The organism is Lelliottia sp. (assembly GCF_045627565.1).
In the GTDB taxonomy this organism is placed as follows: Bacteria; Pseudomonadota; Gammaproteobacteria; order Enterobacterales; family Enterobacteriaceae; genus Enterobacter.
The window spans coordinates 246,654-273,647 of record NZ_JAZQNX010000001.1 but is presented as its reverse complement, the minus strand read 5'-3'; the positions used below and the strand labels follow the sequence as shown (position 1 = coordinate 273,647).

At 52.6% G+C, this 26,994-nt stretch carries 28 protein-coding genes; 18 read left to right on the top strand and 10 right to left on the bottom strand.

Translation table 11 applies throughout. The features are described 5' to 3' along the window. Positions 1 to 144: 144 nt before the first annotated feature. From ACKI5T_RS01445 to ves, 7 genes are all read left to right on the top strand, one after another. Complete coding sequence (locus ACKI5T_RS01445) at positions 145 to 1,365, top strand: aspartate aminotransferase family protein (protein WP_407435062.1); 1,221 nt, start codon at positions 145 to 147, stop codon at positions 1,363 to 1,365. After that, a complete protein-coding gene (gene astA / locus ACKI5T_RS01440) occupies positions 1,362 to 2,396 on the top strand; it encodes an arginine N-succinyltransferase (RefSeq protein WP_407435060.1) in 1,035 nt (344 codons plus the stop codon). The genes ACKI5T_RS01445 and astA overlap by 4 nt, the downstream gene beginning before the upstream one ends. Continuing rightward, entirely contained in the window at positions 2,393 to 3,880 is a 1,488-nt protein-coding gene (gene astD, locus ACKI5T_RS01435) for a succinylglutamate-semialdehyde dehydrogenase (protein ID WP_407435059.1), read from the top strand. The genes astA and astD overlap by 4 nt, the downstream gene beginning before the upstream one ends. Then, entirely contained in the window at positions 3,867 to 5,192 is a 1,326-nt protein-coding gene (gene astB / locus ACKI5T_RS01430) for an N-succinylarginine dihydrolase (RefSeq protein ID WP_407435057.1), read from the top strand. The genes astD and astB overlap by 14 nt, the downstream gene beginning before the upstream one ends. 9 nt (positions 5,193 to 5,201) lie before the next feature. Beyond that, positions 5,202 to 6,167, top strand: a complete 966-nt coding sequence (gene astE / locus ACKI5T_RS01425) for a succinylglutamate desuccinylase (RefSeq protein WP_407435055.1) — start codon at positions 5,202 to 5,204, stop codon at positions 6,165 to 6,167. 338 nt (positions 6,168 to 6,505) lie between these two features. Further along, entirely contained in the window at positions 6,506 to 6,994 is a 489-nt protein-coding gene (spy, locus tag ACKI5T_RS01420) for an ATP-independent periplasmic protein-refolding chaperone Spy (protein WP_407435053.1), read from the top strand. 299 nt (positions 6,995 to 7,293) lie between these two features. Further along, positions 7,294 to 7,851: an environmental stress-induced protein Ves gene (gene ves, locus ACKI5T_RS01415; protein WP_012017097.1), complete on the top strand. Its 558-nt coding sequence runs from the start codon at positions 7,294 to 7,296 to the stop codon at positions 7,849 to 7,851. Here ves and cho read toward each other — a convergent pair. Together cho and nadE are read right to left on the bottom strand one after the other, a co-directional pair. Continuing rightward, a complete protein-coding gene (cho, locus tag ACKI5T_RS01410) occupies positions 7,829 to 8,707 on the bottom strand; it encodes an excinuclease Cho (RefSeq protein WP_407435051.1) in 879 nt (292 codons plus the stop codon). The genes ves and cho overlap by 23 nt on opposite strands. Positions 8,708 to 8,793: 86 nt before the next feature. Next, on the bottom strand, positions 8,794 to 9,621 hold the full coding sequence (gene nadE / locus ACKI5T_RS01405) for an ammonia-dependent NAD(+) synthetase (RefSeq protein ID WP_407435049.1): 828 nt from the start codon (positions 9,619 to 9,621) through the stop codon (positions 8,794 to 8,796). Positions 9,622 to 9,867: 246 nt separating this feature from the next. On the opposite strand from nadE, the gene osmE reads away from it, so the two are divergent. From osmE to chbG, 7 genes are all read left to right on the top strand, one after another. Continuing rightward, positions 9,868 to 10,212, top strand: coding sequence for an osmotically-inducible lipoprotein OsmE (gene osmE / locus ACKI5T_RS01400; protein ID WP_012017100.1), 345 nt, complete (start codon positions 9,868 to 9,870; stop codon positions 10,210 to 10,212). Between the two features lie 188 nt (positions 10,213 to 10,400). Beyond that, positions 10,401 to 10,793, top strand: a complete 393-nt coding sequence (locus tag ACKI5T_RS01395) for a PTS sugar transporter subunit IIB (protein WP_071818733.1) — start codon at positions 10,401 to 10,403, stop codon at positions 10,791 to 10,793. 81 nt (positions 10,794 to 10,874) lie between these two features. Beyond that, entirely contained in the window at positions 10,875 to 12,233 is a 1,359-nt protein-coding gene (gene chbC, locus ACKI5T_RS01390) for a PTS N,N'-diacetylchitobiose transporter subunit IIC (protein ID WP_012017102.1), read from the top strand. A gap of 46 nt (positions 12,234 to 12,279) precedes the next feature. Continuing rightward, positions 12,280 to 12,627, top strand: a complete 348-nt coding sequence (chbA, locus tag ACKI5T_RS01385) for a PTS N,N'-diacetylchitobiose transporter subunit IIA (protein WP_407435046.1) — start codon at positions 12,280 to 12,282, stop codon at positions 12,625 to 12,627. 24 nt (positions 12,628 to 12,651) lie between these two features. Further along, positions 12,652 to 13,470, top strand: coding sequence for a transcriptional regulator ChbR (chbR, locus tag ACKI5T_RS01380; protein ID WP_012017104.1), 819 nt, complete (start codon positions 12,652 to 12,654; stop codon positions 13,468 to 13,470). 113 nt (positions 13,471 to 13,583) lie between these two features. Continuing rightward, positions 13,584 to 14,939: a 6-phospho-beta-glucosidase gene (locus tag ACKI5T_RS01375; RefSeq protein WP_407435043.1), complete on the top strand. Its 1,356-nt coding sequence runs from the start codon at positions 13,584 to 13,586 to the stop codon at positions 14,937 to 14,939. A 10-nt stretch (positions 14,940 to 14,949) separates the two neighbouring features. Continuing rightward, on the top strand, positions 14,950 to 15,708 hold the full coding sequence (gene chbG, locus ACKI5T_RS01370) for a chitin disaccharide deacetylase (RefSeq protein WP_407435042.1): 759 nt from the start codon (positions 14,950 to 14,952) through the stop codon (positions 15,706 to 15,708). A gap of 39 nt (positions 15,709 to 15,747) precedes the next feature. On the opposite strand, the gene katE is transcribed toward chbG, so the two are convergent. Continuing rightward, positions 15,748 to 18,006, bottom strand: a complete 2,259-nt coding sequence (katE, locus tag ACKI5T_RS01365) for a catalase HPII (protein WP_407435040.1) — start codon at positions 18,004 to 18,006, stop codon at positions 15,748 to 15,750. A 206-nt stretch (positions 18,007 to 18,212) separates the two neighbouring features. Here katE and cedA point away from each other — a divergent pair, with 206 nt between their 5' ends. Beyond that, positions 18,213 to 18,467, top strand: a complete 255-nt coding sequence (cedA, locus tag ACKI5T_RS01360) for a cell division activator CedA (RefSeq protein WP_407435139.1) — start codon at positions 18,213 to 18,215, stop codon at positions 18,465 to 18,467. A 46-nt stretch (positions 18,468 to 18,513) separates the two neighbouring features. On the opposite strand, the gene ACKI5T_RS01355 is transcribed toward cedA, so the two are convergent. The 4 genes from ACKI5T_RS01355 to hxpB all read right to left on the bottom strand — a co-directional run bounded on the left by ACKI5T_RS01355 (position 18,514) and on the right by hxpB (position 22,296). Continuing rightward, entirely contained in the window at positions 18,514 to 19,905 is a 1,392-nt protein-coding gene (locus ACKI5T_RS01355) for an L-cystine transporter (RefSeq protein ID WP_407435038.1), read from the bottom strand. A gap of 127 nt (positions 19,906 to 20,032) precedes the next feature. After that, entirely contained in the window at positions 20,033 to 20,623 is a 591-nt protein-coding gene (locus ACKI5T_RS01350; RefSeq protein ID WP_407435036.1) for a metal-dependent hydrolase, read from the bottom strand. Between the two features lie 94 nt (positions 20,624 to 20,717). Then, on the bottom strand, positions 20,718 to 21,479 hold the full coding sequence (gene kduD, locus ACKI5T_RS01345; RefSeq protein WP_407435034.1) for a 2-dehydro-3-deoxy-D-gluconate 5-dehydrogenase KduD: 762 nt from the start codon (positions 21,477 to 21,479) through the stop codon (positions 20,718 to 20,720). A gap of 145 nt (positions 21,480 to 21,624) precedes the next feature. Continuing rightward, a complete protein-coding gene (gene hxpB / locus ACKI5T_RS01340; RefSeq protein WP_407435033.1) occupies positions 21,625 to 22,296 on the bottom strand; it encodes a hexitol phosphatase HxpB in 672 nt (223 codons plus the stop codon). 146 nt (positions 22,297 to 22,442) lie between these two features. Here hxpB and ACKI5T_RS01335 point away from each other — a divergent pair, with 146 nt between their 5' ends. After that, positions 22,443 to 22,979 (top strand): YniB family protein, encoded by a 537-nt coding sequence (locus ACKI5T_RS01335; protein ID WP_407435031.1) that lies wholly within the window; start codon positions 22,443 to 22,445, stop codon positions 22,977 to 22,979. 50 nt (positions 22,980 to 23,029) lie between these two features. On the opposite strand, the gene ACKI5T_RS01330 is transcribed toward ACKI5T_RS01335, so the two are convergent. The 3 genes from ACKI5T_RS01330 to pfkB form a co-directional block, all read right to left on the bottom strand. Next, positions 23,030 to 23,890, bottom strand: coding sequence for a fructosamine kinase family protein (locus ACKI5T_RS01330; RefSeq protein ID WP_407435029.1), 861 nt, complete (start codon positions 23,888 to 23,890; stop codon positions 23,030 to 23,032). A gap of 105 nt (positions 23,891 to 23,995) precedes the next feature. Next, positions 23,996 to 24,286: a type V toxin-antitoxin system endoribonuclease antitoxin GhoS gene (ghoS, locus tag ACKI5T_RS01325; RefSeq protein ID WP_407435027.1), complete on the bottom strand. Its 291-nt coding sequence runs from the start codon at positions 24,284 to 24,286 to the stop codon at positions 23,996 to 23,998. Between the two features lie 102 nt (positions 24,287 to 24,388). Next, positions 24,389 to 25,321, bottom strand: coding sequence for a 6-phosphofructokinase II (gene pfkB, locus ACKI5T_RS01320; RefSeq protein ID WP_133630453.1), 933 nt, complete (start codon positions 25,319 to 25,321; stop codon positions 24,389 to 24,391). Positions 25,322 to 25,626: 305 nt separating this feature from the next. Between pfkB and ACKI5T_RS01315 the strand changes: the two genes are divergently transcribed. After that, complete coding sequence (locus ACKI5T_RS01315) at positions 25,627 to 26,385, top strand: YdiY family protein (RefSeq protein WP_041689381.1); 759 nt, start codon at positions 25,627 to 25,629, stop codon at positions 26,383 to 26,385. Positions 26,386 to 26,647: 262 nt separating this feature from the next. Beyond that, complete coding sequence (locus ACKI5T_RS01310; protein WP_407435025.1) at positions 26,648 to 26,881, top strand: hypothetical protein; 234 nt, start codon at positions 26,648 to 26,650, stop codon at positions 26,879 to 26,881. Positions 26,882 to 26,994 lie beyond the last annotated feature (113 nt).

Here is a 26,994-nt window from a genome sequence, read left to right as displayed (position 1 = left end):
GCGTAACCTATTGATATTCCGTCCTCCCAAGCCGTTTATGCAATTTTATCGCTGGCTGGCACGAACTCTGCAATCTACATTCACAGTGCAAACACTCAATTATTTAACATTTGAATAACTTTTAATTTACCGGATGAGGTCGCTATGTCTCTGTCAATTACGCGTGAAAATTTCGATGAATGGATGATACCGGTTTACGCCCCGGCGGCTTTTATTCCGGTACGGGGTGAAGGCTCACGCCTGTGGGACCAGCAGGGAAAAGAGTACATCGACTTTGCGGGCGGGATTGCGGTAAATGCTCTGGGCCACGCGCATCCTGCGCTGCGTCAGGCGTTGAACGACCAGGCAGCGAAGTTCTGGCATACCGGCAACGGCTATACCAACGAGCCTGCGCTGCGCCTGGCTAAAAAATTGATCGACGCGACCTTTGCCGAAAAAATCTTTTTCTGTAACTCCGGCGCAGAGGCCAACGAAGCGGCACTCAAGCTGGCACGTAAATACGCCCACGATCATTTTGGTGCGCAAAAAAGCGGAATTGTGGCGTTCAAAAACGCCTTCCACGGGCGCACCCTGTTTACCGTGAGCGCGGGCGGTCAGCCCGCCTATTCACAAGATTTTGCTCCGCTGCCACCGGACATTCGTCACGCTATTTATAACGATCTGCAATCCGCCGCCGCGCTGATTAATGACGATACCTGCGCGGTGATCGTCGAGCCGATGCAAGGCGAGGGCGGCGTGGTGCCTGCCGATAAAGCGTTCCTGCAAGGGCTGCGTGAATTGTGCGATCGCCACAACGCGCTGCTGATTTTTGATGAAGTCCAGACCGGCGTTGGCCGTACCGGCGAGCTGTATGCGTACATGCACTACGGCGTGACGCCGGATGTGCTGTCGACAGCCAAAGCCCTCGGTGGTGGATTCCCGATTGGTGCCATTCTGACGACCAACAAATGTGCCAGCGTGATGGTCGTGGGCACGCACGGCACGACTTACGGCGGTAACCCGTTGGCGTCGGCGGTGGCAGGACAGTTACTGGATATTATCAATACGCCAGAGGTGTTGAAGGGCGTGAAGCAGCGCCACGACTGGTTTGTGGAGCGTCTTAACGCCATTAACAGCAAAACCGGTATGTTTAAAGAAATTCGTGGTCTGGGGCTGCTAATCGGCTGCGAACTGACGGCTGAATTTGCTGGAAAAGCTAAACTTATTTCACAGGAAGCGGCAAAAGCGGGCGTGATGGTGCTGATCGCGGGGGCTAACGTGGTGCGTTTTGCGCCGGCGTTAATCGTCAGCGAAGAAGAGATCGCCACAGGTTTAGACCGTTTTGCGCTGGCCTGTGAACAGGTGAAATCAGGGGTGTCATCATGATGGTCATCCGTCCCGTTGAGCGCGGCGATCTTGCCGGACTCATGCAGCTTGCTGGTAAGACGGGGGGCGGGCTGACCTCGCTTCCTGCCGATGAAAAAACGCTGTCGTCTCGCATCGACCGCGCCCTGCAAACCTGGCAAGGGACGCTGCCAAAAAGTGAACAAGGCTACGTCTTTGTTCTGGAGGAGTCTGACACCGGGACCGTGGTAGGGATCTGCGCCATTGAGGTGGCGGTGGGCCTTAATGACCCGTGGTACAACTACCGCGTTGGCACGCTGGTTCACGCATCGAAAGAGCTGAATGTCTATAACGCGCTGCCGACGCTTTTCCTCAGCAACGATCACACCGGCAGCAGCGAACTCTGCACTTTATTTCTTGACCCCGACTGGCGCAAAGAGGGCAACGGCTATCTGCTCTCGAAATCCCGCTTTCTGTTTATGGCCGCATTTCGCGATCGCTTTAATGAAAAAGTGGTGGCGGAAATGCGCGGCGTTATCGATGAAACGGGCTACTCCCCGTTCTGGGAAAGCCTGGGTGAACGCTTCTTCTCGATGGAATTTAGCCGCGCCGACTATTTGTGCGGGACAGGGCAGAAAGCGTTTATCGCCGAATTGATGCCGAAACATCCGATCTACACCGACTTTTTAAGTCCGCAAGCGCAGGCGGTAATTGGCCAGGTCCATCCGCAGACCGCGCCCGCTCGCGCGGTGCTGGAGAAAGAAGGTTTCCGCTACCATAACTATGTCGATATTTTTGACGGTGGCCCGACGCTGGAGTGCGAGGTCGACCGCGTGCGAGCCATCCGTAAAAGCCGTCTGGTGACGGTGGCAGAAGGCCAGCCAGCGCCGGGTGAATGGCCCGCTTGTCTGGTGGCGAACGAGCAGTACGACCATTTTCGCGCGATGCTTATCCACACCAACCCCACCTGTGAACGTCTGGTGCTGACCGCAGCCCAACTGGATGTCCTGAAATGTAACGCAGGCGATACCGTTCGTCTGGTGCGACTTTGCCCCGAGGAGAAAACAGCATGAGTTTATGGATCAATGGTGACTGGGTCACGGGCGAAGGCGAACGACGCGTGAAGACCAATCCGGTCGGCAATGAGGCGCTCTGGCAGGGTTTTGATGCCAGTCTGGCTCAGGTAGAGCAGGCGTGTCAGGCGGCCAGAAAAGCCTTTCCGGCGTGGGCAAAACTGCCGTTTACGGCCCGTCAGGCGATTGTCGAAAAATTTGCGACGCTGCTGGAAGCCAATAAAGCAGAACTGACCCGCGTTATCGCCCGCGAAACCGGCAAGCCGCGCTGGGAAGCGACGACCGAAGTCACGGCGATGATCAATAAAATCACTATTTCGGTTAAGGCCTATCATACCCGCACTGGCGAACAGCATACCGATATGGCGGATGGTGCCGCGACGCTGCGGCATCGTCCTCACGGCGTGCTGGCAGTCTTCGGCCCGTACAATTTCCCGGGGCATCTGCCTAACGGCCATATTGTGCCTGCGCTGCTGGCAGGGAATACGGTGATTTTCAAGCCAAGTGAGCTGACGCCGTGGAGCGGTGAAGCGGTTGTGAAACTCTGGGAACAGGCGGGTCTGCCGCCGGGCGTGCTTAATCTGGTTCAGGGCGGGCGTGAAACCGGTCAGGCGCTGAGCGGGTTAAGCGATCTCGACGGCCTGCTGTTTACCGGCAGTGCGGGAACGGGATATCAGCTGCATCGCCAGCTGGCAGGTCAGCCGGAGAAAATTCTGGCGCTGGAAATGGGCGGCAATAATCCCCTGATTGTTGAAGATCCTGATGATATTGACGCCGCTGTGCATCTGGCGATCCAGTCGGCGTTTGTCACCGCCGGACAGCGCTGCACCTGCGCACGTCGTCTGCTGGTGAAAAACGGCGCACAGGGCGATGCGTTTTTAGCGCGTCTCATTGAGGTGACCGCGCGTCTGGTGCCTGATGCATGGGACGCCGAGCCACAACCCTTTATCGGCGGGCTGATTTCCGAACAGGCCGCGAATAACGTCATTCATGCCTGGCGCGAACACGTGGCGCGGGGCGCAAAAACGCTGCTGGAGCCAAAGCTTGTGCAGCCAGGAACGTCACTGTTAACGCCGGGCATCATTGATATGTCGGATGCACGGGACATCCCGGATGAAGAGGTCTTTGGGCCGCTGCTGTGCGTCTGGCGTTACGATGATTTCGACAGCGCGATCGCGATGGCCAACAATACCCGCTATGGCCTGTCGAGCGGGCTGATTTCACCCGATCGCGAGAAGTTTGATCAGCTGCTGATTGAAGCACGCGCAGGCATTGTTAACTGGAACAAACCGCTGACCGGGGCGGCGAGCACCGCGCCGTTTGGAGGCGTGGGCGCATCCGGTAATCATCGCGCCAGCGCGTGGTATGCCGCCGATTACTGTGCGTGGCCGATGGCCAGTCTGGAAACGCCCGCTCTGACGCTGCCCGAGACGCTCAACCCAGGACTCGATTTTACTCAGGGGGATGCTCATGAAAGCGCGTGAAGTCAACTTTGATGGGCTGGTGGGGCTGACCCACCATTACGCTGGATTGTCGTTTGGCAACGAAGCGTCGACGAAACACCGATTCCAGGTCTCAAATCCAAAGCTGGCGGCCAAGCAGGGGCTGCAGAAAATGAAAGCGCTGGCGGATGCTGGTTTTCTGCAGGCAGTGATCCCGCCGCAGGAACGTCCAAACGTTAACGTGTTGCGCCAGCTCGGCTTTAGCGGCAGCGATGAGCAGGTCGTCGAAAAAGCCGGAACCCAAGCGCCGCATCTGCTTTCGGCAGCCAGTTCGGCATCGTCAATGTGGGTGGCCAATGCCGCCACCGTCGGGCCATCGGCCGATACCCTCGACGGAAAAGTGCATCTGACCGTGGCGAACCTCAACAATAAATTCCATCGCGCGACCGAAGCGGTCACCACCGAGCGTGTGCTGCGCGCCATCTTTAAAGATGATGCGCAGTTTAGCGTGCACGAGGCGCTGCCGCAGGTGGCGATGTTTGGTGATGAAGGGGCGGCGAACCATAACCGTCTTGGCGGTGACTACGGTGAACCCTCCACGCAGCTTTTCATTTATGGCCGCGATGACAGTGGACACGTCGCGCCGTCCCGTTATCCGGCGCGCCAGACGCTGGCCGCGAGCCAGGCCGTTGCGCGCCTGAATCAGGTCAACCCAGGGCAGGTGGTGTTTGCGCAGCAAAATCCACAGGTTATCGATCAGGGCGTGTTTCATAACGACGTGATTGCGGTTTCAAATCGTCAGGTGCTGTTTTGCCATGAGCAGGCGTTTGCCCAGCAGGAGAAATTACTGGCAACCCTTGCCGAACGGGTGCCGGGTTTTATGCCGATTCAGGTGCCGACAAGTGCCGTCAGCGTGCAGGACGCGGTGCAAACCTATCTGTTTAACAGCCAACTGCTGAGCCGTGAGGATGGCAGCATGCTGCTGGTCCTCCCGCAGGAGTCGCAAAACCATCAGGGCGTGTGGCGCTATCTCAGCGAACTGGTCAAGGGCGATAACCCCATCAGCGAACTGAAGGTGTTCGACCTGCGTGAAAGCATGGCGAACGGCGGGGGGCCGGCGTGTTTACGCCTGCGGGTGGTGCTCACGCAGGACGAAATCCGCGCCGTCAATCCGGCGGTACTGATGAACGATGCGTTGTTTAATACGCTCAACGATTGGGTCGATCGTTATTATCGCGATCGCTTAACCCAGGCTGATTTGGTCGATCCGCAACTGCTGCGAGAAGGGCGTGAGGCGCTGGATGCCTTAACGAAGATCCTGCATCTGGGATCGGTTTACCCGTTCCAGCGCTAAGGAGAGGTTATGCAGAATTTACTGGCGCTGACGCTCGCGGATGAAACGCCTGCTGCGCGGCAAGGCGAGGGGCCGACGTTTCACTGGAAATGGTCCGGACGCGGGTTGCTTGAACTGATCCCTTTTGAGACCAGTGAACGGTCTCTGGTGCTTTCCGCGGGCATTCACGGCAATGAAACCGCACCGGTTGAAATTGTCGATTTACTGCTCAAGGCACTGTTTATCGGTGACATATCTTTGCGCTGCCGTGTGCTGGTGGTGCTGGGGAATCCTCCGGCGCTGGCGCAAAATAAGCGCTATCTGGAAAGCGATATCAACCGTATGTTTGGCGGACGCGGGGCGCAGTTTCCGCAGGGTGATGAGACCGCGCGGGCACTCCAGCTTGAAAACGGCGTGCGCGAGTTTTTTGCCACGACGGGTCCTGACCGCTGGCATCTCGATCTGCATACCGCCATTCGTGCGTCTTACCACGTGCGTTTTGGCGTTATGCCGCAGCGCAACCAGCCGTGGGATGAGTCTTTCCTTGGCTGGCTCGGGGATGCGGGCCTTGAGGCGCTGGTTTTCCATCAGTCACCTGGCGGGACATTTACCCATTTTACCTGCGAGAATTTTGGTGCGCTGGCCTGTACGCTTGAGCTGGGCAAAGCGTTGCCGTTCGGGCAAAACGATCTTTCACGCTTTGCGCCGACGCATCTGGCGCTGCGTGCGCTGTTATCTGGAAACGAGCCTGAACATTATTCAGGAACCGTCGATCGCTATCGGGTCGTGCAGCAGATCACCCGCCGTAGCGAGGCATTCCAGCTACATATGGCGGCGCATACGTTAAACTTCACCCCTTTTCGGCATGGTGTGGTGTTGGCGCAAGACGGTGACGAGCGTTACGAAGTGCAGAAAACGACGGAATACGTGTTGTTCCCCAATCCCTCGGTTGCCTTTGGTTTGCGGGCAGGGTTGATGCTTGAGAAATTAACCTAATGCTATTTCCTCTCTCTGAGGAGAGAGGAATATCAATTTTATTTTCTTATCGATAATGGCGTTTGCCGTTATTTGCAGATTTATCCTGGTGTATTGCTTTATTATTAATCCACAGAGCGGTATACTTCTTCATAATCTCTTTAAACTCAGCTATTTGCCTATTTTTGTTTCAACTCTCCACTTTTTTTCCTTAATTCCTCCACATTTGGCTAAAAATTGTTTTTTACACTTTCATTGTTTTACCGTTGCTCTGACTTATTGACGATAAACCCCGTAAAGTTAATCTCGTCAACACGGCATAGCGCCGAAGAATAACTGAAAGAAAAGGACAAAAAATTATGCGTAAATTAACTGCACTGTTTGTTGCTTCTACCCTGGCTCTGGGCGCTACCAGCATGGCGTTCGCCGCCGATACCGCGACAGCAACTGCCGCGCCCGCTGATAGCAAGATGATGCACCATAAAGGCAAGCCGGGTATGCATCATGACATGATGTTTAAAGACCTGAACCTGACGGATGCCCAGAAACAGCAGGTTCGCGACATCATGAAAAGCCAGCGTGACCAGATGAAACGTCCTCCGCTGGAAGAGCGCCGCGCAATGCACGATATCATTGCCAGCAATACGTTTGATAAGGCCAAAGCGGAAGCGCAAATCGATAAGATGGCTGAGCAGCACAAAGCCGGCATGCTGGCCCGGATGGAAACGCAGAATAAGATTTACAACATTCTGACCCCTGAACAGAAAAAACAGTTCAATGCCAATTTTGAGAAGCGTCTGACAGAACGTCCTGCGCCAGAAGGTAAAATGGCTCCGCCAGCTGAATAATCAGCTCAACACATATAAGACCGCCGGAATCCTGTTCACAAAAGCGTAATCGCGGTGGACAGGTCCGGCGGTTTTTTCTTTCTCACCCTCTTGTCACGCGCCACCAGCACGGTATGCTCCTGTAAGCGGTTCAGATAATGTTTAAGAGAGTCATGGCGTTAGTGTTTTTTTCAACGCCATACTAAGGCCTTATTGCATTGCTGCCGATAATGCATCTGTAATGACCCAACGATAACAATCAAGATAGCGACATTGACTCAGTGTCGCCCTGGTGCGAGTTGCGCCTTTCAGGAGTGGTGATGGATTTTTTTGATATCCGCAAAATGCCGGTTAATCTCTGGCGAAACGGGGCTGGCGAGACGCGTGAGATTTGCTGTTTTCCTTCTGCGACGCGTGATTTTCACTGGCGTGCCAGTATTGCTTCTATTGCCAGCAACGGCGAATTCTCTCTTTTTCCAGGTGTCGATCGGGTAATCACGCTTCTTGAAGGTGGCGAAGTGACGCTGGATGCGGGGCATGCGTTCTGCCATACCCTAAAACGACATCAGCCGTTTAGTTTTGCGGGTGACCATCCGGTGAAGGCGAATCTCACCGAAGGGCGGATGTCGATGGATTTCAATATTATGACGAAGCGCGACTGTTGCCGGGCAAAAGTGCGCGTGGCCGATCGCACCTTTACCACGTTTGCCTCACGCGGGGGCGTGGCGTTTGTGCTGAGTGGCGCGTGGCAGTTAGGGGACAAACTCCTGACCGCCGATCAGGGCGCAAGCTGGCATGACGGAACGCACACGTTACGTTTACTGGAATCTGAAGGAACGCTGTTGTTCAGTGAAATTACCTGGCTTCCGGGTCACTGAGTTCAATGATTTCATACCCACCGGCAAGCAACGGTTTGCACAGGATTTTATAACCGTCGTGATCAAAACCGGCTGGCGCGCGCAGGAGTGCCGTCGCATCGTCTAGCGTATCGACGGCACCCAGCCAGAACCAGTTATGAATGATGTGATAATGCGTCATTTCGTCGCGGGTTTCTTTTAACGCAATGGCGCCTTGCCATGGCCAGCAGGTGACGCTCAGCGCCGACAGCCCTTCTTTTAATCTCGCATCGTGTTCTTCAATGCTTTCTTTACCGCAGCACGCACCTGCACATCGTTTTAGCGCAAAGCGGAAACAGGCGCGCCCACGGGTGAGTGATTCCAGCCCCAGCACGCCATAGCAAAGTTGCTGTGCATCGGCGAGGGTTTGCAGGGCTTGCAGTGCCGCACGGCGATTGGCAAACAGACCGTGCAGCCCCGGTGCGTGCGAGAAATCAACGTCTCGGGCATAAACCACCTGCGGTTTTCCACCTGTGATTTGCAAGGAACACAGCTGACGATTGCGACGCAGGCGTTTATTGAACAGCGGCTGCTGCTCTTTAATCAGACGCGCTTCAAGTAGCAATGCACCCAGTTCGCCCGCGGTTTGCATCCAGGTAATCCGCCGCGACTGGCGCAGCATGGCGGCCTCGTCGGGCGTACGCAGATGCGATAACACCCGACTGCGTATATTTACACTTTTGCCGATATACAACGGCATGGCATCACTCTCGCCATGAAAGAAATAGACACCGGGCTGTTTTGGAAGCGCCTCAAGCCAGGGGCGAAGATGTTCTGGGTATTCGTAGATGGCCGCCGCTTCAAATTCAAGACGCGGGGCAGATTGACGCCTGCTCACAAAAAACTCCGTATACTGTTCAGTTATACAGTGTAACAGGTTGCGAATGGTTAAAAAAGAGGCGGTAATGACCGCCTCTTACGCGTTTAGCGTTTCCAGAAGTCGTCGAATACCGTAATCGGCGGGCGACGCTTATGCTCAGTTTTCAGATACCAGCCTTCAATGGTGCGGGCGATGGTGTCATCCAACGTTTTCCCTTCCAGATAATCATCGATATTTTCATAAGTGACACCCAGCGCGGCTTCATCCGGAAGAGAAGGGCGATCGTCCTCCAGATCGGCCGTTGGTGCTTTCAGGTACAGGTGTTCCGGGCAGCCCAGAGCGGCCAGTAACTGTTTTCCCTGGCGCTTATTGAGGCGGAAAAGCGGGTTGATATCGGTGCCGCCGTCGCCATACTTGGTGAAGAATCCCGTCACGGCTTCCGCGGCATGATCGGTACCGACCACCACACCTTTGGTCATCCCGGCGATGCTGTATTGCGCTTTCATACGCTCGCGCGCTTTTTCATTGCCGCGCACAAAATCGCTGAGTTCAAGACCCGCCTCGCGCAGCGCTTGCTCGCTGGCCAGCACGGAACCTTTAATGTTCACGGTCAGCACGCGATCCGGCTGAATAAAAGCAATGGCGTCCTGACAGTCCTGCTCATCGGCCTGGACACCGTAAGGCAGTCGCACGGCGATAAACTGTAGCGACTCATCACCTGTTTCCTGGCGCAATTCCGAGATTGCCTGCTGGCAAAGTTTACCGGCAAGCGTAGAGTCCTGACCGCCGCTGATGCCTAACACCAGCGTTTTCAGAAACGAGTTTGTTTTCAAATAGGATTTCAAAAAATCGATGCTGCGACGAATTTCCTCGTTGGCATCGATGGATGGCTTAACGCCAAGCGCCTGAATAATCTCTTGTTGCAGAGCCATTACGCCCTCCATTAGCAAAAACAAAGCACAATGTGTGATGTGTTAAAACTAACCCTTTGGGCGGAAAACGACAAGGATCACAGTTTCGAGACGGGCAAATTAAGACGATTTAGTCGCTTATCGTTGTTTTATTAGAATTTTCCGAAAAACCTGCTGCTTCGCCCGTAAAGTTGATGAATAGACATTTTTATCCCATGCTTAGATAACACGCTGATTAACAAGCGCTGATAAACAAGAGGAAGGAATATGAACAAGAACGTAGCAGGAATTTTAGGTGCAGCGGCGGTATTGACTATGCTGGCGGGTTGTACAGCTTATGATCGTACCTCCGATCAGTTTACGCAGCCGGTAGTTAAAGATGTGAAGAAAGGCATGAGCCGCGCGCAAGTGTTGCAGGTAGCGGGTAAACCTTCTTCAGAAGTGACTATGATCCATGCTCGTGGGACTTGCCAGACTTACATTCTGGGTCAACGAGACGGTAAAGCAGAAACCTATTTTGTCGCGTTGGACGATACAGGACACGTGATCAACTCGGGTTATCAGACCTGTGCTGAGTATGATACCGACCCACAGGCACCGAAAGTTAAATAACGTTTTTGCCTGAGCACCTGAACAAACCGGCCAACTGGCCGGTTTTTTTATGCATTGACGAATCTTATTTATTTGCGCGAATTATTTACATAAACTGTGAGGGCAGTCAAAACGACAGGTCAAGGAGAGACAATTTTGATTAACCGCGAATTATCACCTCATCCCGCCTTGCCGTATACTCGATTTCAATGACAAACAAGTGTAACACCCGCAGGCGTCAATCTGGTGATAGTGGGTGGTCATACAAGAGGGAAGTGGCTATGGAAAAGAAACATATCTATCTGTTTTGCTCTGCGGGCATGTCAACGTCGTTACTGGTGTCAAAGATGCGCGCACAAGCGGAAAAGTACGACGTGCCTGTGGTGATTGAAGCGTTTCCTGAAACGCTGGCAGGTGAAAAAGGCCCGGCGGCGGATGTCGTATTACTGGGACCACAAATTGCCTATATGCTGCCAGAAATTCAGCGTCTATTGCCGAATAAACCGGTTGAAGTGATCGATTCTGCGCTGTACGGCAAAATCGATGGTTTGGGTGTGCTTAAAGCTGCAGTTGCATCGATTAAAAAAGCTGCCGCTAATTAGAATATTTTATTTTTCCCGTCAAAGAGTTATTTCACACACTTACGCCGCAATATTCGTTGCGGCATTTAAGGGTCATTTCCTATGAGTAGAGTCATCAATTCACTTGAAAAGGTTCTCCTTCCTTTTGCTGTTAAAATAGGAAAGCAGCCGCATGTAAATGCCATCAAAAACGGTTTTATTAAAGTTATGCCGTTGACGTTGGCTGGGGCCATGTTCGTTTTAATTAATAACGTTTTTCTGAGTTTCGGTGAAGGTTCTTTCTTCTATTCATTAGGTATTCGCTTAGACGCTTCAACCATTGAAACCCTCAATGGCTTTAAAGCCATCGGCGGCAACGTATACAACGGTACGTTGGGTATTATGTCGTTGATGGCACCTTTTTTCATTGGGATGGCGCTGGCTGAAGAACGAAAAGTCGATCCTCTGGCGGCAGGTTTATTATCCGTCGCGGCCTTTATGACCGTCACACCTTATAGCGTGGGCGAAGCCTATGCCGTGGGAGCGAATTGGTTAGGGGGCGCAAATATTATTTCCGGTATTGTCATCGGATTGGTCGTGGCGGAAATGTTTACTTTTATCGTTCGCCGAAACTGGGTGATTCGTTTACCGGATAGCGTGCCAGAATCTGTATCGCGTTCGTTCTCTGCGTTAATTCCCGGCTTTATTATTCTCTCTATCATGGGGATTATCGCCTGGGCTCTGACTCACTGGGGCACTAACTTCCACCAGATTATTATGGACACCATTTCTACGCCGCTGGCGTCGATGGGGGGGGTGGTAGGCTGGGCGTACGTGATTTTCACCTCGCTACTGTGGTTCTTTGGGGTACACGGTTCTCTGGCGCTGGCTGCGCTGGACAGCGGAATCATGACGCCGTGGGCGCTGGAAAACGTGCAGTTGTATCAGCAGTACGGTTCGGTCGATGCGGCTCTTGCAGCAGGTAAAACCTTCCACGTGTGGGCGAAACCAATGCTGGATTCGTACATCTTCCTGGGCGGTACGGGTGCAACGCTGGGTCTGATCATCGCCATCTTTATCACTTCTCGTCGCGCCGACCATCGTCAGGTGGCGAAGCTGGCGCTGCCGTCAGGTATCTTCCAGATTAACGAGCCGATCCTGTTTGGTTTGCCAATCATCATGAATCCGGTGCTGTTTATCCCGTTCATCCTGATTCAGCCGCTGCTGGCCGCAATTACGTTGACCGCGTATTACCTGGGCATTATCCCGCCAATCACCAACATTGCACCCTGGACGATGCCGGCGGGTCTGGGCGCATTCTTCAACACCAACGGTAGCGTGGCCGCTTTCTTACTGGCGATATTCAACTTAGGTGTCGCAACGCTGCTCTACATGCCTTTCGTGGCGATCGCCAACAAAGCCCAAACCACGATAGATGAAGAAGAGAGCGAAGAAGATATCGCCCTCGCACTGAAATTCTAAGATTGTCAGGCCGCGGGGCAACCCGCGGCAGTAAAAGGAGATGAAGATGTTTGATTTGGATACTATCGTGGCGGAAGAAGCCGCCGAAAACGACCTCGAAGAAGTGGTGATGGGGCTCATTATCAATTCTGGACAAGCACGCAGCCTGGCTTACGGTGCGCTTAAGCAGGCGAAACAGGGCGATTTCGAGGCCGCGAAAACCATGATGGCGCAGTCCCGCACCGCGCTGAACGAAGCTCATCTGGTACAAACTAAGCTGATTGAAAGCGATCAGGGTGAAGGTAAAATGAAGGTCAGTCTGGTGTTAGTTCACGCCCAGGATCACCTCATGACTTCGATGCTGGCACGCGAGCTTGTCGCAGAGTTGATCGAGCTTCACGAGAAGATGCACTAAGTCTGTCCGCAGGAGGTAAACACGATGGAAATTAAAACCGCACTTGAGCAGCAGTTGTTTAATGGCAAGAATTTTCACGTGGTTATCTACAATAAAACGGAAAGCGTCAGCGGCCTGCACCAACACGATTACTACGAATTCACCATTGTCCTGACCGGTCGCTACTATCAGGAAATCAACGGCAAGCGGGTTCTGCTGGAGCGGGGGGACTTTGTTTTCCTGCCGATGGGATCGTATCACCAGAGTTTTTATGAGTTTGGGGCCACGCGTATTCTCAACGTGGGCGTGAGCCGACGCTTCTTCGAAAAACATTATTTACCGCTGGTGCCATTCTGTTTTGTGGCATCGCAGGTTTATCGCATCAAAAATGAATTCCTGACCTGGATCGAAACGGTGATTGCATCACTGAATTTTCGTGACAACGAATTTGATGAATTTATCGAGACGGTGACCTTTTATGTGATGAACCGATTGCGCCATCATCGCGACGAACAGCAGATTATCGATGATATTCCACAGTGGCTTCGCGGTACCGTTGAATCAATGCATGACAAAATGCAATTTGGCGATAACGCGCTGGAAAATATGATTGCGCTGTCTGGTAAATCGCAAGAGTATCTTACGCGTGCCACGCAGCGTTATTATCAAAAAACACCGGTGCAAATTATTAACGGCATCCGCATTAATTTTGCTAAAAAACAGCTCGAAATTACCAACTATTCCATCACCGATATCGCTTACGAGTCGGGATATAGCAGCCCGAGTCTGTTTATTAAAACCTTTAAAAAATTCACCTCTTTTACGCCGAGCAGTTATCGTAAAAGTCTAACGGTCATAAATTAATTTTGGCGGTGTTATCCGCCATCAATATTGACGTAATTGCTTGCCCACATAATAGCGGGAATGCCACGCTATACTTTGCAGGCAGTTATCCTGATTACGCTAAGGGAGATATTATGCAACAGAAATTAAAAGTCGTAACGATTGGCGGCGGCAGCAGTTATACCCCAGAATTGCTCGAAGGTTTTCTGAAACGTTATCACGAGTTGCCTGTGAGTGAATTATGGCTGGTGGATGTTGAAGAAGGGCAGGAGAAACTCGATATTATTTTCGACCTGTGCCAGCGCATGGTGAAAAAAGCCGGCGTTCCGTTAACCGTGCATAAAACGCTCGATCGCCGCCTGGCATTAAAAGACGCTGATTTTGTCACAACCCAACTGCGCGTTGGCCAGCTTAAAGCGCGTGAACTCGACGAGCGTATCCCGCTGAGCCACGGTTACTTAGGTCAGGAAACCAACGGCGCGGGCGGTCTGTTTAAAGGTCTGCGCACCATTCCGGTGATTTTCGACATCATTAAAGACGTGGAAGAGATTTGCCCGCAGGCATGGGTCATCAATTTTACCAACCCGGCCGGTATGGTGACGGAAGCGGTGTATCGGCATACCAGTTTTAAACGTTTTATCGGCGTGTGCAACATTCCGATCGGCATGAAAATGTTTATTCGCGATGTGCTGGTCCTGTCCGACAGTGACGATCTTTCCATCGAGCTGTTTGGTCTCAACCACATGGTGTTTATCAAAGACGTGCTGGTCAACGGTGAGTCGCGCTTCGCTGAGCTGCTGGACGGCGTTGCATCGGGTCGTCTGACGGCCGGATCGGTAAAAAATATCTTCGACTTGCCGTTCAGTGAAGGGCTGATTCGTTCTCTGAATCTGCTGCCGTGCTCTTACTTGCTCTATTACTTCAAGCAGAAAGAGATGCTGGCGATTGAAATGGGCGAGTACTACAAAGGCGGCGCGCGTGCGCAGGTAGTGCAGAAGGTCGAGAAACAGCTGTTTGATTTGTATAAAGATCCAGAGTTGAACGTCAAGCCTAAAGAGCTTGAACTGCGCGGTGGGGCTTACTATTCCGACGCCGCCTGCGAAGTGATCAACGCGATTTACAATGATAAGCAAGCTGAACATTACGTGAACGTGCCGCATCACGGCCATATCGACAATATCCCGGCAGACTGGGCGGTGGAGATGACCTGCATTCTGGGTCGTGACGGCGCGACGCCACACGCGCGTATCACCCATTTTGATGAGAAAGTGATGGGCTTGATCCACACCATCAAAGGTTTCGAAGTAGCGGCCAGCCATGCGGCGCTGAGCGGCGAGTTGAATGATGTCTTACTGGCGTTGAATCTCAGTCCGCTGGTGCATTCTGACCGTGATGCGGAATTGCTGGCACGCGAAATGATCCTGGCGCATGAGAAATGGTTGCCTAATTTTGCGGCGACGGTTGAGAAACTCAAACGCGAACAACGGTAAGAGGGCGAAAATGGACAAGCTGTTGATCGTAAACGCCGATGATTTTGGTCTGTCGAAGGGGCAAAACTACGGCATCGTTGAAGCCTGTCGCCATGGGGTGGTGACGTCCACCACCGCGATGGTCAATGGCGAAGCGGTCGAACATGCCGCCGCGCTAAGTCGTGAGTTGCCGGGCCTGGGCGTGGGGATGCATTTTGTATTAACGCTCGGGATGCCGCTGTCGCCGATGCCTGGACTGACGCGCAGCGGGCAACTGGGGAAGTGGATTTGGCAAATGGCGGAGCAGGGGACGCTACCGCTCGATGAAATTGCGCGTGAACTGGATTGTCAGTTTAATCGTTTTGTCGATCTTTTCGGAAGCGAACCGACGCATATCGACAGTCACCATCATGTGCATATGATCCCGGCTATTTTCCCGCTGGTCGCCGAGTTTGCGGCGCGAAAGGGTGTAGCGATGCGCGTGGACCGTCAGGTGCAAGCCTCTCACGATTTGGCGCTGAGTCGTGCGCCAACCACCCAAGGATACAGCAGCGATTTTTATGGCGATGAGATCAGCGAAACGCTGTTCTTGCAGGTGCTGGATGCTTCTGCTGCACGGGGTGAGCAGTCGTTTGAGATGATGGCCCATCCCGCCTTTGTCGATAATACGGTGCGTAAAAGTGCCTATTGCTGGCCGCGCCTGGCGGAGCTGGACGTGCTAACGTCGCCCTCGCTGAAATATGCGATTGCAGAACGCGGGTATCGTCTGGGGTCGTTCCTGGATTTATGAGGTGAAATATCGCCGGGTAGTGAATACCCGGCGATTTTATTACGCCGGAATACTGGCGATTTTACTGCTTCTGGACCACACACGGTGCGCAGCCATTTGGTCGAACAGCTGCTCCATAAACTGACCGTCAGCACCGTCACCTTCAACAATGCCTTCCTCGCCCTGATCGGCCACTTTCAACAGCGATTTGAACTGTCGCGCATCACCCGCCAGAGCGATCGGTTTCAGGTGTTTGTACGCCTCAAGCAGATAATAGGCGGCGTCACCGTTGCCGAGCAGGCTCTGAATATCACCGCACGGTACGATCACGGCATCAACAGTCAGCGACGGCGCACCCGCGAATGTCCCCGCGATCGGCAGAACGGAGCCGTCATCGGTCGTCACTTCGCCCATTCGGGAATAGAGCAGTTTGGCGTGTACGCCCTTGGATTTGAGCACTTGCAGGATCGCCAGCACGTCGCTTGAGCGGGTTTTATCGTTCAACAGCACCGCGACGACACGACCTTTTATGGTGCCGCTAGGCACGGCGTACAGGCTCAGTGACGCGTCTTTTTTCAGCCCGTTAACGTCTTTCGGTGGCGCAAGATGACGCTGCTCGTCGGTGAGCGTAATGCCCAGATTATCGGCAACGCCTTGCGCCAGTTGGATGTCGATATGCGCCAACTGATCAACGACGCGCTCGCGAATATAGGTGCGCACCACTTTGCTTAATTCAAAGCTGAAGGCCCCAATAATATGCTGCTGCTCAATCGGCGTCTGGCTTTGCCAGAACAGGCGAGGGTGGGCGTAATATTCGCCGAACGACGGGCTACGCTCGCGGATTTTTGTCCCTTCGACCCGTTCCTGATATGACTCAAAACCTCCCCGTTTAGCGGCAGGTGGCGTTTCACGCGGCCAGTTGTCGTTGATGGAGTTGGGTTCATAATTCGCCGGATTGGTATCGATATCCTGTCTGTGCATCCCGTCGCGCTGGAAATTATGGTACGGACAGGTTGGGCGATTGATCGGGATTTCGTGGAAATTTGGTCCGCCGAGACGGCTGATTTGCGTATCGGTATACGAAAACAGACGGCCCTGAAGGAGCGGATCGTTGGTGAAGTCCAGCCCCGGAACAATATGACCCGGGTGGAACGCCACCTGTTCGTTTTCGGCAAAGAAATTATCAGGGTTGCGGTTGAGCACCATTTTGCCGACCAGTTGTACCGGGACCAGTTCTTCAGGGATGAGCTTGGTGGGATCGAGCAGGTCAAAATCAAATTTAAACTCATCTTTTTCCGCAATCAGCTGCAACCCAAGCTCGTATTCCGGATAATCGCCCGCCTCGATCGCTTCCCACAGCTCGCGACGATGGAAATCAGGGTCGCGTCCGGTCAGCTTTTGCGCTTCATCCCACACCAGCGAGGCTTTACCCGCCACCGGTTTCCAGTGGAAACGGACGAACGTTGCTTTCCCTTCCGCATTGATCATGCGGAACGTGTGAATACCAAACCCTTCCATCGTGCGGTAGCTGCGCGGAATACCGCGATCGGACATGGCCCAGATCACGTTATGCAGCGTCTCAGGCTGGAGAGAAATATAGTCCCAGAAGGTGTCGTGCGCGCTTTGTCCCTGCGGAATTGCCCAGTGTGGTTCCGGTTTGACGGCATGGACAAAGTCAGGGAATTTATGCGCATCCTGAATAAAGAATACCGGTGTGTTATTGCCGACGAGATCAAAAATCCCTTCATCGGTGTAGAACTTGGTGGCAAAACCACGGATATCACGCACGGTATCAGCAGAGCCGGCGCCGCCCTGAACGGTAGAAAAACGCACGAACACGGGCGTGATTTTGTCGGGGTCGGAAAGGAAGTCGGCTTTGGTAATGTCGCTGAGATTTTTATACGGCTGGAAATAACCGTGTGCGGCAGAACCGCGGGCATGAACGATACGTTCCGGAATGCGCTCGTGGTCAAAATGGGTGATTTTTTCGCGCAGAATAAAGTCTTCAAGCAGCGTCGGGCCACGATTCCCGGCGCGTAGAGAATTCTGGTCGTCGGCGATGCGCACGCCTTGATTGGTTGTCAGCGCATAATTTTCGCCCCCCTTGCGGTGAGGTTCCAGCGATTGAAGTTTATCGTTGCCGGTTTCCGGTGATTTCACGCTGCCCGGTGCGGTCGGTTGCTCGCCAGGGGCTGAAGATTCAGGCGTCGGTTTATGCGAACCGTTTTCAGGCGCCAGCGAATCCATGCCCGGTTTTGACTCTTCTGTCCCGTGGATGGGCGATGGTTGAGGTTGATGTGTCTTATCATTATGCGACATTCCACTCGTCTCCTTTTTCATTGCTGAAGTGGATCGTTGTTGCGAAAAACCCTGTTAACTATAGAACAATGTGATTTGTTGACGGGCAAACTGAGAATTTTCAGACTGGACGTTTAGCGAAAGGAGGCATGCGTCGCATGCCGGGCGCGACGCACGGGGTGGGAATCGGCTATGATAGGAATTTCCTGTTTCCAGAATTTGTTTTAGTGAACCAGCTGCTTATGAAATCATTTCGTCAACAAAACCGTCCTGTCATTAGCTACGTGCCTCGCGTCGAACCCGCGCCGCCCGCTCACGCCCTGAAGGTAGATGGCTTTCGCGATGTCTGGCAGTTACGGGGAAAATATGTGGCGTTTGTCCTGATGAGTGAACATTTCCGCCGTTCTCCCGCTTTTAGTGAGCCGGAAGCAGCCCAGCGTTGGGCGATGCAAATCCGTCAGGATGAAGATATTCAGGAATAACAGACATAAAAAAACCGCCCGAGGGCGGTTTTTTGTTTTGGCAGGATTAACGGTGCGCCAGTTCGGCGTTTTCGTCGCTATCCAGAATCTCTTTGTCGGTCTGCTTCAGCCACTGGCTGGTCAGCGTACCAGCGGTCATGGAACCGCTGACGTTCAGCGCGGTACGACCCATGTCGATCAGCGGCTCAACGGAAATCAGCAGTGCAACCAGCGTTACCGGAAGACCCATCGCAGGCAGTACGATCAGCGCTGCAAACGTCGCACCGCCACCCACACCTGCCACACCGGCGGAGCTGACGGTCACGATGCCGACCAGCGTCGCGATCCATACTGGATCAAGCGGGTTGATGCCGACGGTTGGCGCAACCATAACCGCCAACATGGCCGGATACAGACCCGCACAGCCGTTCTGACCGATGGTTGCACCGAAAGAGGCTGAGAAGCTGGCGATGGATTCCGGCACACCCAGACGACGAGTTTGCGCTTCAACGTTCAACGGAATAGACGCCGCGCTGGAGCGGCTGGTGAACGCGAACGTCAGCACCGGCCAGACCTTACGGAAGTATTTCAGCGGGCTGACGCCGTTCACACCCAGCAGGATGCCGTGAACAACAAACATGATGCCCAGACCGAGGTAAGAGGCAATCACGAAGCTGCCCAGCTTGATGATGTCCTGCAGGTTAGACCCCGCGACGACCTTGGTCATCAGTGCCAGAACGCCGTATGGCGTCAATTGCATGACCAGACGAACCAGTTTCATTACCCAGCTTTGCAGCGTGTCGATGGCTGTCAGAACGCGCTGGCCTTTCGGCGCATCGTCTTTCAGCAGTTTCAGCGCCGCGACACCCAGGAAGGCCGCAAAAATGACCACGCTAATAATAGACGTTGGGTTTGCGCCAGTCAGATCGGCAAACGGGTTTTTCGGCACGAATGAGAGCAGCAATTGTGGGACACTCAGGTCCGCCACTTTGCCTGCATAGTTGGTTTCGATCGCGGTCAGACGCGCGGTTTCCGCGGTGCCCTGGACCAGACCTTCAGCGGTCAGGCCAAACACATTGGTCACCAGCACACCGACCAGCGCCGAGATCAGCGTGGTGAAAAGCAGAGTGCCAATGGTCAGGAAGCTGATTTTACCGAGCTGTGAAGCGTTATGCAGACGGGCCACGGCGCTCAGAATAGAGGCGAAGACCAGCGGCATGACGATCATTTGCAGCAGTTGGACGTAGCCGTTACCAACAACGTTAAACCACTGAATGGAATCTTTCAGAACTGGGTTATCGGAGCCGTAAATCGCCTGCAATGCCAGACCAAATACCACACCCATGACCAGACCTACGAGTACCTTTTTCGCCAGGCTCCACTGCTTGTGACGCGTCTGCGCCAGCAGCAATAGCAAGACAACGAACACCACGATGTTCGCGATTAGTGGAAAATTCATCCCCGTTCTCCTGATTTATAATCCGATCGGTATATTCCGATCATGTTGGCGCAAGATTATCAGAAGTGTGATGTGGCGCTTATATCCAAATGGAATGGTTTATGACAAATGTGATTATTTTGTTGGTTTAACGTTCAATTTGATGATTAATAAAACGATTGAACTGAAATTGCAGCGTATTGATCATTTGCGACGACCAGCGCACTGCACCATTTTCGGGCAGGGTCTGTGGCATCCAGACGGCGTAAGCGAACAGCGCCATGCACAACACGCGTTCCAACTGGTTGCCTTTTTGCGGGGCCAGAATAGGAAAGCGGAAACGCCAGCGACACGGCCAGAGCAGCGGGACACCGGCGGGCGTGAGCATATCAGCAAGGATATGGCTTAAATAGCCGAGCACCATTCCCTGAATAGCATCTGCCGGGACAATCCAAGTTTCGGGAATTTTAAGGTAAAAGCAGGTCAGTAGAATAAAAACCGCCAGCAGGCTGTGCGTGAATCCGCGATGACCAAAGGCACGAGCGATAGGCTTGGCTATCCATTTTAACCGTTGCCCCAAAAATGACTTTGGATGATCAATATCCGGTAGCAAGCAGGTGAGGACCGCAGACGGAACGATATGCCACCAGTCTCCCTGCGCCAGCACAGGGGTCAGCTCAGCGTTTTTGGCAAACACTGCGCAGGCAATTGAAAAAAGGAGGTGGCCTTCCGCCGTCATGATAAAACCCACAAAACTGTCAATTCATACAGTATAGGGTTTTTGTACAGTAGGCGGAAGAGGTTACGGTGTAACTCTTTGTCACAAAGCGACGCTATCGCGCCAGCCAGCCCCCATCAACGGCAAGGGTATAGCCGCTGATATAATCCGACGCGGCTGAAGCGAGGAACACGACCGGGCCTTGCAGATCGTCAGGCGTACCCCAACGTGCGGCCGGGATGCGATCCAGAATCTCTTTACTGCGCTGCTCGTCATCGCGCAACTGCTGGGTATTGTTAGTCGCCATATAACCGGGTGCAATGGCATTGACGTTAATCTTGTGCGTTGCCCACTCGTTCGCCAGCAGGCGCGTGATACCTAATACACCGCTTTTGGACGCCGTATAGGAGGGCACGCGAATCCCGCCCTGGAAGGAGAGCATTGAGGCGATATTAATGATTTTGCCACCTTCGCCTTGCGCAATGAACTGGCGCGCCACGGCCTGGGACAGGAAGAAAACTGATTTGAGATTCAGGTTCATCACGTCATCCCAGTTTTTTTCACTGAAGGTCAGCGCGTCTTCCCGGCGAATGGTACCTGCGTTATTCACCAGAATATCGACACGGCCCATCTCAGCGACGGTTTTGCTCACGATGTCATCTATAGCGTCTTGCTTGCTGAGATCTGCCTGTATCGCCATAAAACGTCGGCCTAAGGCGATGACTTTGGCTGCCGTCTCTTCGGGGATTTTGCGGTTTACACCTACAATATCGCATCCCGCTTGCGCGAGCCCAAGCGTCATTCCCTGGCCTAAGCCTGTGTCGCATCCCGTCACGATGGCGACTTTTCCCGAAAGATTAAAGGCATCCAGTATCATATGTACCTCAGAGTATAGGGTTATTGTCGTTCTGGAGGTAAGAATAGAAGCCGTTGAGGGGAAATACAAATTAAAATGAAATGATGTTTTAAAAATATTATGGCGGTCATGTTTTCGGGCAACCGTACGTTGCCCGAAAAGCGATTTACTGGCCGAAAAGGTGAGCGGGTATTAAATCGACGAGTGACGTCAGTTTGGCATTTGCCAGCGCAAAGCGCGGATCGTGCTGGCCTTCTTCGGCGGGAACGACAATCGAAAGCATGCGTGCCGCTTTAGATGCGACCATGCCGTTCACGGAATCCTCCAGTGCCACACAGGCCAGTGGATCAACACCCAGTTTCGCGGCACAGTCCATATACACCTGTGGATGCGGCTTGCTGTACGGCAGTTTTTCTGCCGAGGCCAAAGCGTCAAAGCTGTCGCGTAGATCAAACATCTCCAGCACTTTTTCCAGCATATGCAGCGGCGAGGCGGAGGCCAGACCGACTTTTAACCCCTGGGATTTGCACAGCGCAATGGCTTCGCGGGCGCCAGGCAATAGCGGACGTTTTTCTTCGACGAGGGCGATGGCTCGGCTAATCACGCGGGCGGTGACCTCTTCACGGCTCGGACCGCTCCACGGTTGATGCGCATACCAAAGCTCGACGACCATATCAATGCGCAGGCCCAGTGTATCGGGAAGCTCTCCGCGGCGGCTGATGTCCACCCCGAGGCTTGCCATCACATCCAGTTCAGCACGATCCCACAGAGGTTCAGAATCGATCAGTAATCCATCCATATCGAAAATGGCAGCAACAATTTGGTGCGGGGTCGACATGACAACATCTCCTTTCGTAGGGATACAGCGGAAGGTTTAATCAGGTACTCAGAGCAATTTACCATATCGCTTTTAAAGATCAGGCGAAATTCGCCACCTGAGGGTAAACTTAGGCTCAAATAGAGCGTCTTTATCAAGGGGAACTGATGACGTATCAACAAGCTGGACGCATAGCAGTGCTAAAACGCGTGGCCGGATGGGTGATTTTCATCCCAGCGCTGATTTCTACGCTGATTTCAGTGCTGAAATTCATGTATGACCACAGTGAAAAACAGGCGGGCATTAATGCGGTTATGCTTGATTTTGCACATGTTATGATTGAGATGATGCGCTTTAATACGCCTTTTTTGAATTTCTTCTGGTACAACTCACCTACGCCTGATTTTCAGCACCAACTGAACATTATGTTCTGGATTATCTTTGCAATGATCTTTATCGCGCTAGCGCTGCAAGCGTCGGGCGCACGTATGAGTCGCCAGACCCGTTTTCTGCGCGAAGGCGTTGAAGATCAACTGATTTTGGAACAAGCGAAGGGTGTAGATGGGTTAACGCGCGAGCAGATTGAATCACGCATTGTGGTGCCGCATCACACCATTTTACTGCAGATATTCCCGCTGTACGTTTTGCCGGTGATTATTATCGTCGGAGGATATTTCTTCTTTTCATTGCTGGGTTTTCTGTAAAGCAAAACGGGTGGTTTTGACCACCCGTTTTCATGACTATTTTCCCACGTCTATGCCGCTAAAACCCTATCCAACGCGCGTTGGGCATTCACCAAATGCTCCCCTCCAAACAAAATCGCCCGGTTAAACAACGTGTAGAGCTGATAGATCGGTTGTCGGTCAAGAAAATCCGGAGGCAGTGGGGAAATGGCCTGATAGCCGTCATAGATTTGCGGCGGTTGTTCAGGATGTAGCGGTAGCATCGCCAGGTCGCATTCCCGGTCGCCCCAGTAGCAGGCGGGGTCAAAAATATACGGTCCGTTTGGACCTAACGCACAGTTTTCAGACCACAAATCACCGTGGAGTAATGACGGTTGCGGCTGGTGCGATGCAAGTCGCTGATGTACGTGATCTACGATCGCATCGATGTTGCCAAACGCGAGACCTTTTTCCGCAGCGAGCTCCAGCTGCCAGCCGATGCGTTGTTCCGCAAAGAAGGTCGACCAGCGGCGCTGCCAGGCGTTGGGCTGCGGTGTAGTCGAAAGATCGTTATCAAAATCGAGACCAAACTGCGGTTGATCGCTCCACTGATGCAGCCGCGCGATCTGCTGGCCCAACAAAAAGGCGTTGTGTGCGTCCAGTGGGCGGGCAGGGAGATAGTCCATCACCAGGAAGCTATAGTCACGATCGCTACCCAGCGCCCAGACTTTTGGCACTGAGACGGTTTTGCTGCGCGACAATAACTCAAGCTGATCGGCTTCGGCGGTGAAGATAGGAAGAAGCTCCCGCTCATCACATTTCACGAAGAGATCGCGTCCCGCAAACCGCAGGTGCCATGCGGCGTGGATCTCTCCGCCCGGCAACTCGTTACGCAGTTCAATGTCCCCTTCGCCCAGCTGTTCATTTAACAGATGACTGATAGCCTGCCACATGATGATTCTCCCATGTTGTCCGCCAGATCATAAAGTTAGCGCAGAACCGCCGTTAAATAATACGAGCTAACGCACACCTGAGCCGTTTGGATGTATACAGGGCACTTATTGTTCGCTTTTTTGCCACTCTTCCCAGGTATTCACCTGAATGGCGGCTTCTTTGCCTGTCGCGCTTTTGACCAGACCGCTGGCCAGCGTTTTCACTTCATCAGCGCTGAGGGCGCTGATCAGACCAAAGGTGTTGATGCCCAGGTCGTGAATGTTTCCTTCCTCATCAGCCATCGTGAGCAAAAAACCGCTTCGCGAAAGATGATTGGTGATTTCGTTGAGCTCGGTCAGCGAATCTTCATGAATTTTTACGATTACCACGTAGCGGGTGATATCACCACTGCTCATATTTCACCTCGTTGTTATCATGAAAGTTTTTTTAGCATAGTCGATTGCGCCATTTTGGCGACTTTATGCACACTTCCCCCTGGGATAAGGGGGAAGCTGGGGTTACTGTTGAGTGAGATAGTTGACGATTTTCTGCGTATCAGCGAGAGAGCAGAGTCGCGTCCCTTTATTGATAGTTGCGGCGCTACCAGCCGCGACGCCATGACGCGTCATCTCCAGCAAGGATGCACCTTGTGCAAGTTTTAGCGTCATCGCGCCGACCATGCTGTCACCCGCACCCACGGTGCTCTGGCTTTTCATCGGTGGGGGAACGACCTGAACGTATCCTGACTCGTCAACGGCGAGCGCACCCTGCGGCCCAAGTGAAACCACCACGCGGCGTGATTTCCCGCTGCGTACCAATTCCTGAGCTGCGTCACGCACATCGTCTGGCTGCGTTAATGCGCGATTCACCAGCGCACTCAACTCTTTTTGGTTCGGCTTGATGAGCTCCAGATTGCCGGATTCCAGCGCTGCCGTCAGTGCGTCGCCAGAACTATCCACGACACAGCGCAGGCCCTGTTTTTGCGCCGCGTGGATCAGTTGCGTGAGTTTTTCGGTTTTGACGCCTGGCGGCAGACTCCCGCTGATCACCAGTAGGGACCCGCTTTCAATCGCCATAACCTTTTCTTCCAACTGACGAAATTCATCGTCCGTCAGCATGGCGCCGGGCATAACGAAACGATACTGTTCACCGCTGGATTCGACGTGAACGTGCAAATTCTGCCGCGTCCAGTCTTTGGCCTGAACGGTGTCTACGGCCACTCGTTCGTCTGCCAGCAACGCCACCAGATGTTCACCGGTTGCGCCTCCGGCTGGAAATATGGCAGTGGCTTTACCGCCAAGCTGAGTTATCGCGCGTGCGACGTTGATGCCTCCGCCGCCGGGTTCAAAGACGGGAGCGCTGCAGCGGAGTTTGCCCTCAGGGTAGATCTGAGGTGTTAGGGTGGCACTGTCGAGAGAAGGGGAGAGCGTCAAAGTGTAAATATGTACCATTGTGACCTCCTTTTAGCATGGGCTTCGTTAAGCCTGGCACCCATTGGACAGAAAAGAAAGTAAATAACAGTATGATTTTTAATATAAATGTGTAAGGCAATTCTAAGGCAATAGCGGCTTTTTAATATGAAATAAAAGTCGGTTTAAGATCGTTCTTATTCAAAAAATGAAATAAGAAATCATTGCTATGTTATATGAGCCTTTTTATAATTTGTTACCTTTCTACGGATGCCTTCTCATTGATCCTCAAGAAAGTTTCCGAGACCGTGATGGTCTCTTTTTTTGTTGTACGGACTCCCTTAAAAATGAAGCTTTTGAAGACAGTACCCGCTGCAATGATGCTGGCGGGAGGCGTGTTTGCCTCGATGTATGCAGCCGCTGATGACACCGTTTTTACTGTCATGGATGACCCTTCCACTGCGCAGAAACCGTTTGAAGGCAACCTTAACGCCGGTTATCTGGCGCAATCGGGTAACACTAAAAGCTCTTCCCTGACGGCTGATACCACCATGACCTGGTATGGCGAAAGTACAGCCTGGTCACTGTGGGGTAATGCGAGTAATACTTCCTCTAACGACGAGCGTTCTTCTGAGAAGTATGCGGTAGGCGGTCGTAGCCGTTACAACATGACCGATACGGATTATCTCTTCGGACAGGCGAGTTGGTTAACAGACCGCTATAACGGCTACCGTCAGCGTGATGTGTTCACTGCGGGTTATGGTCGTCAGTTCCTGAACGGACCGGTACACAGTTTCCGTTTCGAATTCGGTCCTGGTGTACGTTATGACGAATACACAGATGGCGAAACCAAAACACAACCGCTGGGTTATGCGTCTGGCACCTATGCGTGGCAGTTCACTGATAACGCCAAATTCACGCAGGGTGTCTCCGTATTTGGTGCGGATGATACGACGCTGAACTCAGAGACTGCGCTGAATGTGGCGATTAACGCACACTTTGGTTTGAAGGTTGCTTACAACGTTACCTGGAACTCTGAACCACCGGCTTCCGCTCCGGAACACACAGACCGCAGAACCACGATTTCCTTAGGTTACAAAATGTAATTCTCTCGGGCCGAAATATTATCGGCCCATTTTTATTTTAACAAAGCGTGCTATTAAAACGTAAACAGCGTTTTAAATAACGTATTAATTCGCTATCTCCATAATTTCTTCATAATTCTCTCTCTTGATAAAACTTCAGTTTATTTGACAACTTTTGATAAATAAATTGACTATGCAAAAGTGTGATCCAGATCTACACTATCAACACAGGCATTTATTCGCCTCAAGTTGTTCTGCATTAATTGAGAAAGAGAAAAACATTATGAATAAATTCAAAACCGCTGCAGCAGCAATGGTGCTTTCAGCACTTTCATTTGGCGTATTTGCTGCTGATTCTACTACACAGTCTGCCAGTGACACCTCAACTCAAATCGGTATTACTCGCGCTTCTGATGTTGAAGCGGGTTCAAACATCGCGCCGGGTTCACAGTCCACTGGGCAGTCAATGAATGATGCATTTGATGTGCACAAACTTGTGGCGGGTGAATGGTCTTAATCTTAATGGGTGATTCTATTGCGTAATATTATTGGAATCATTTATCCCTGTAAAAACCGGATTCTGACGTACCGGTTTTTAACATGGGATAAGATGTAAATTTATTCAAAGAT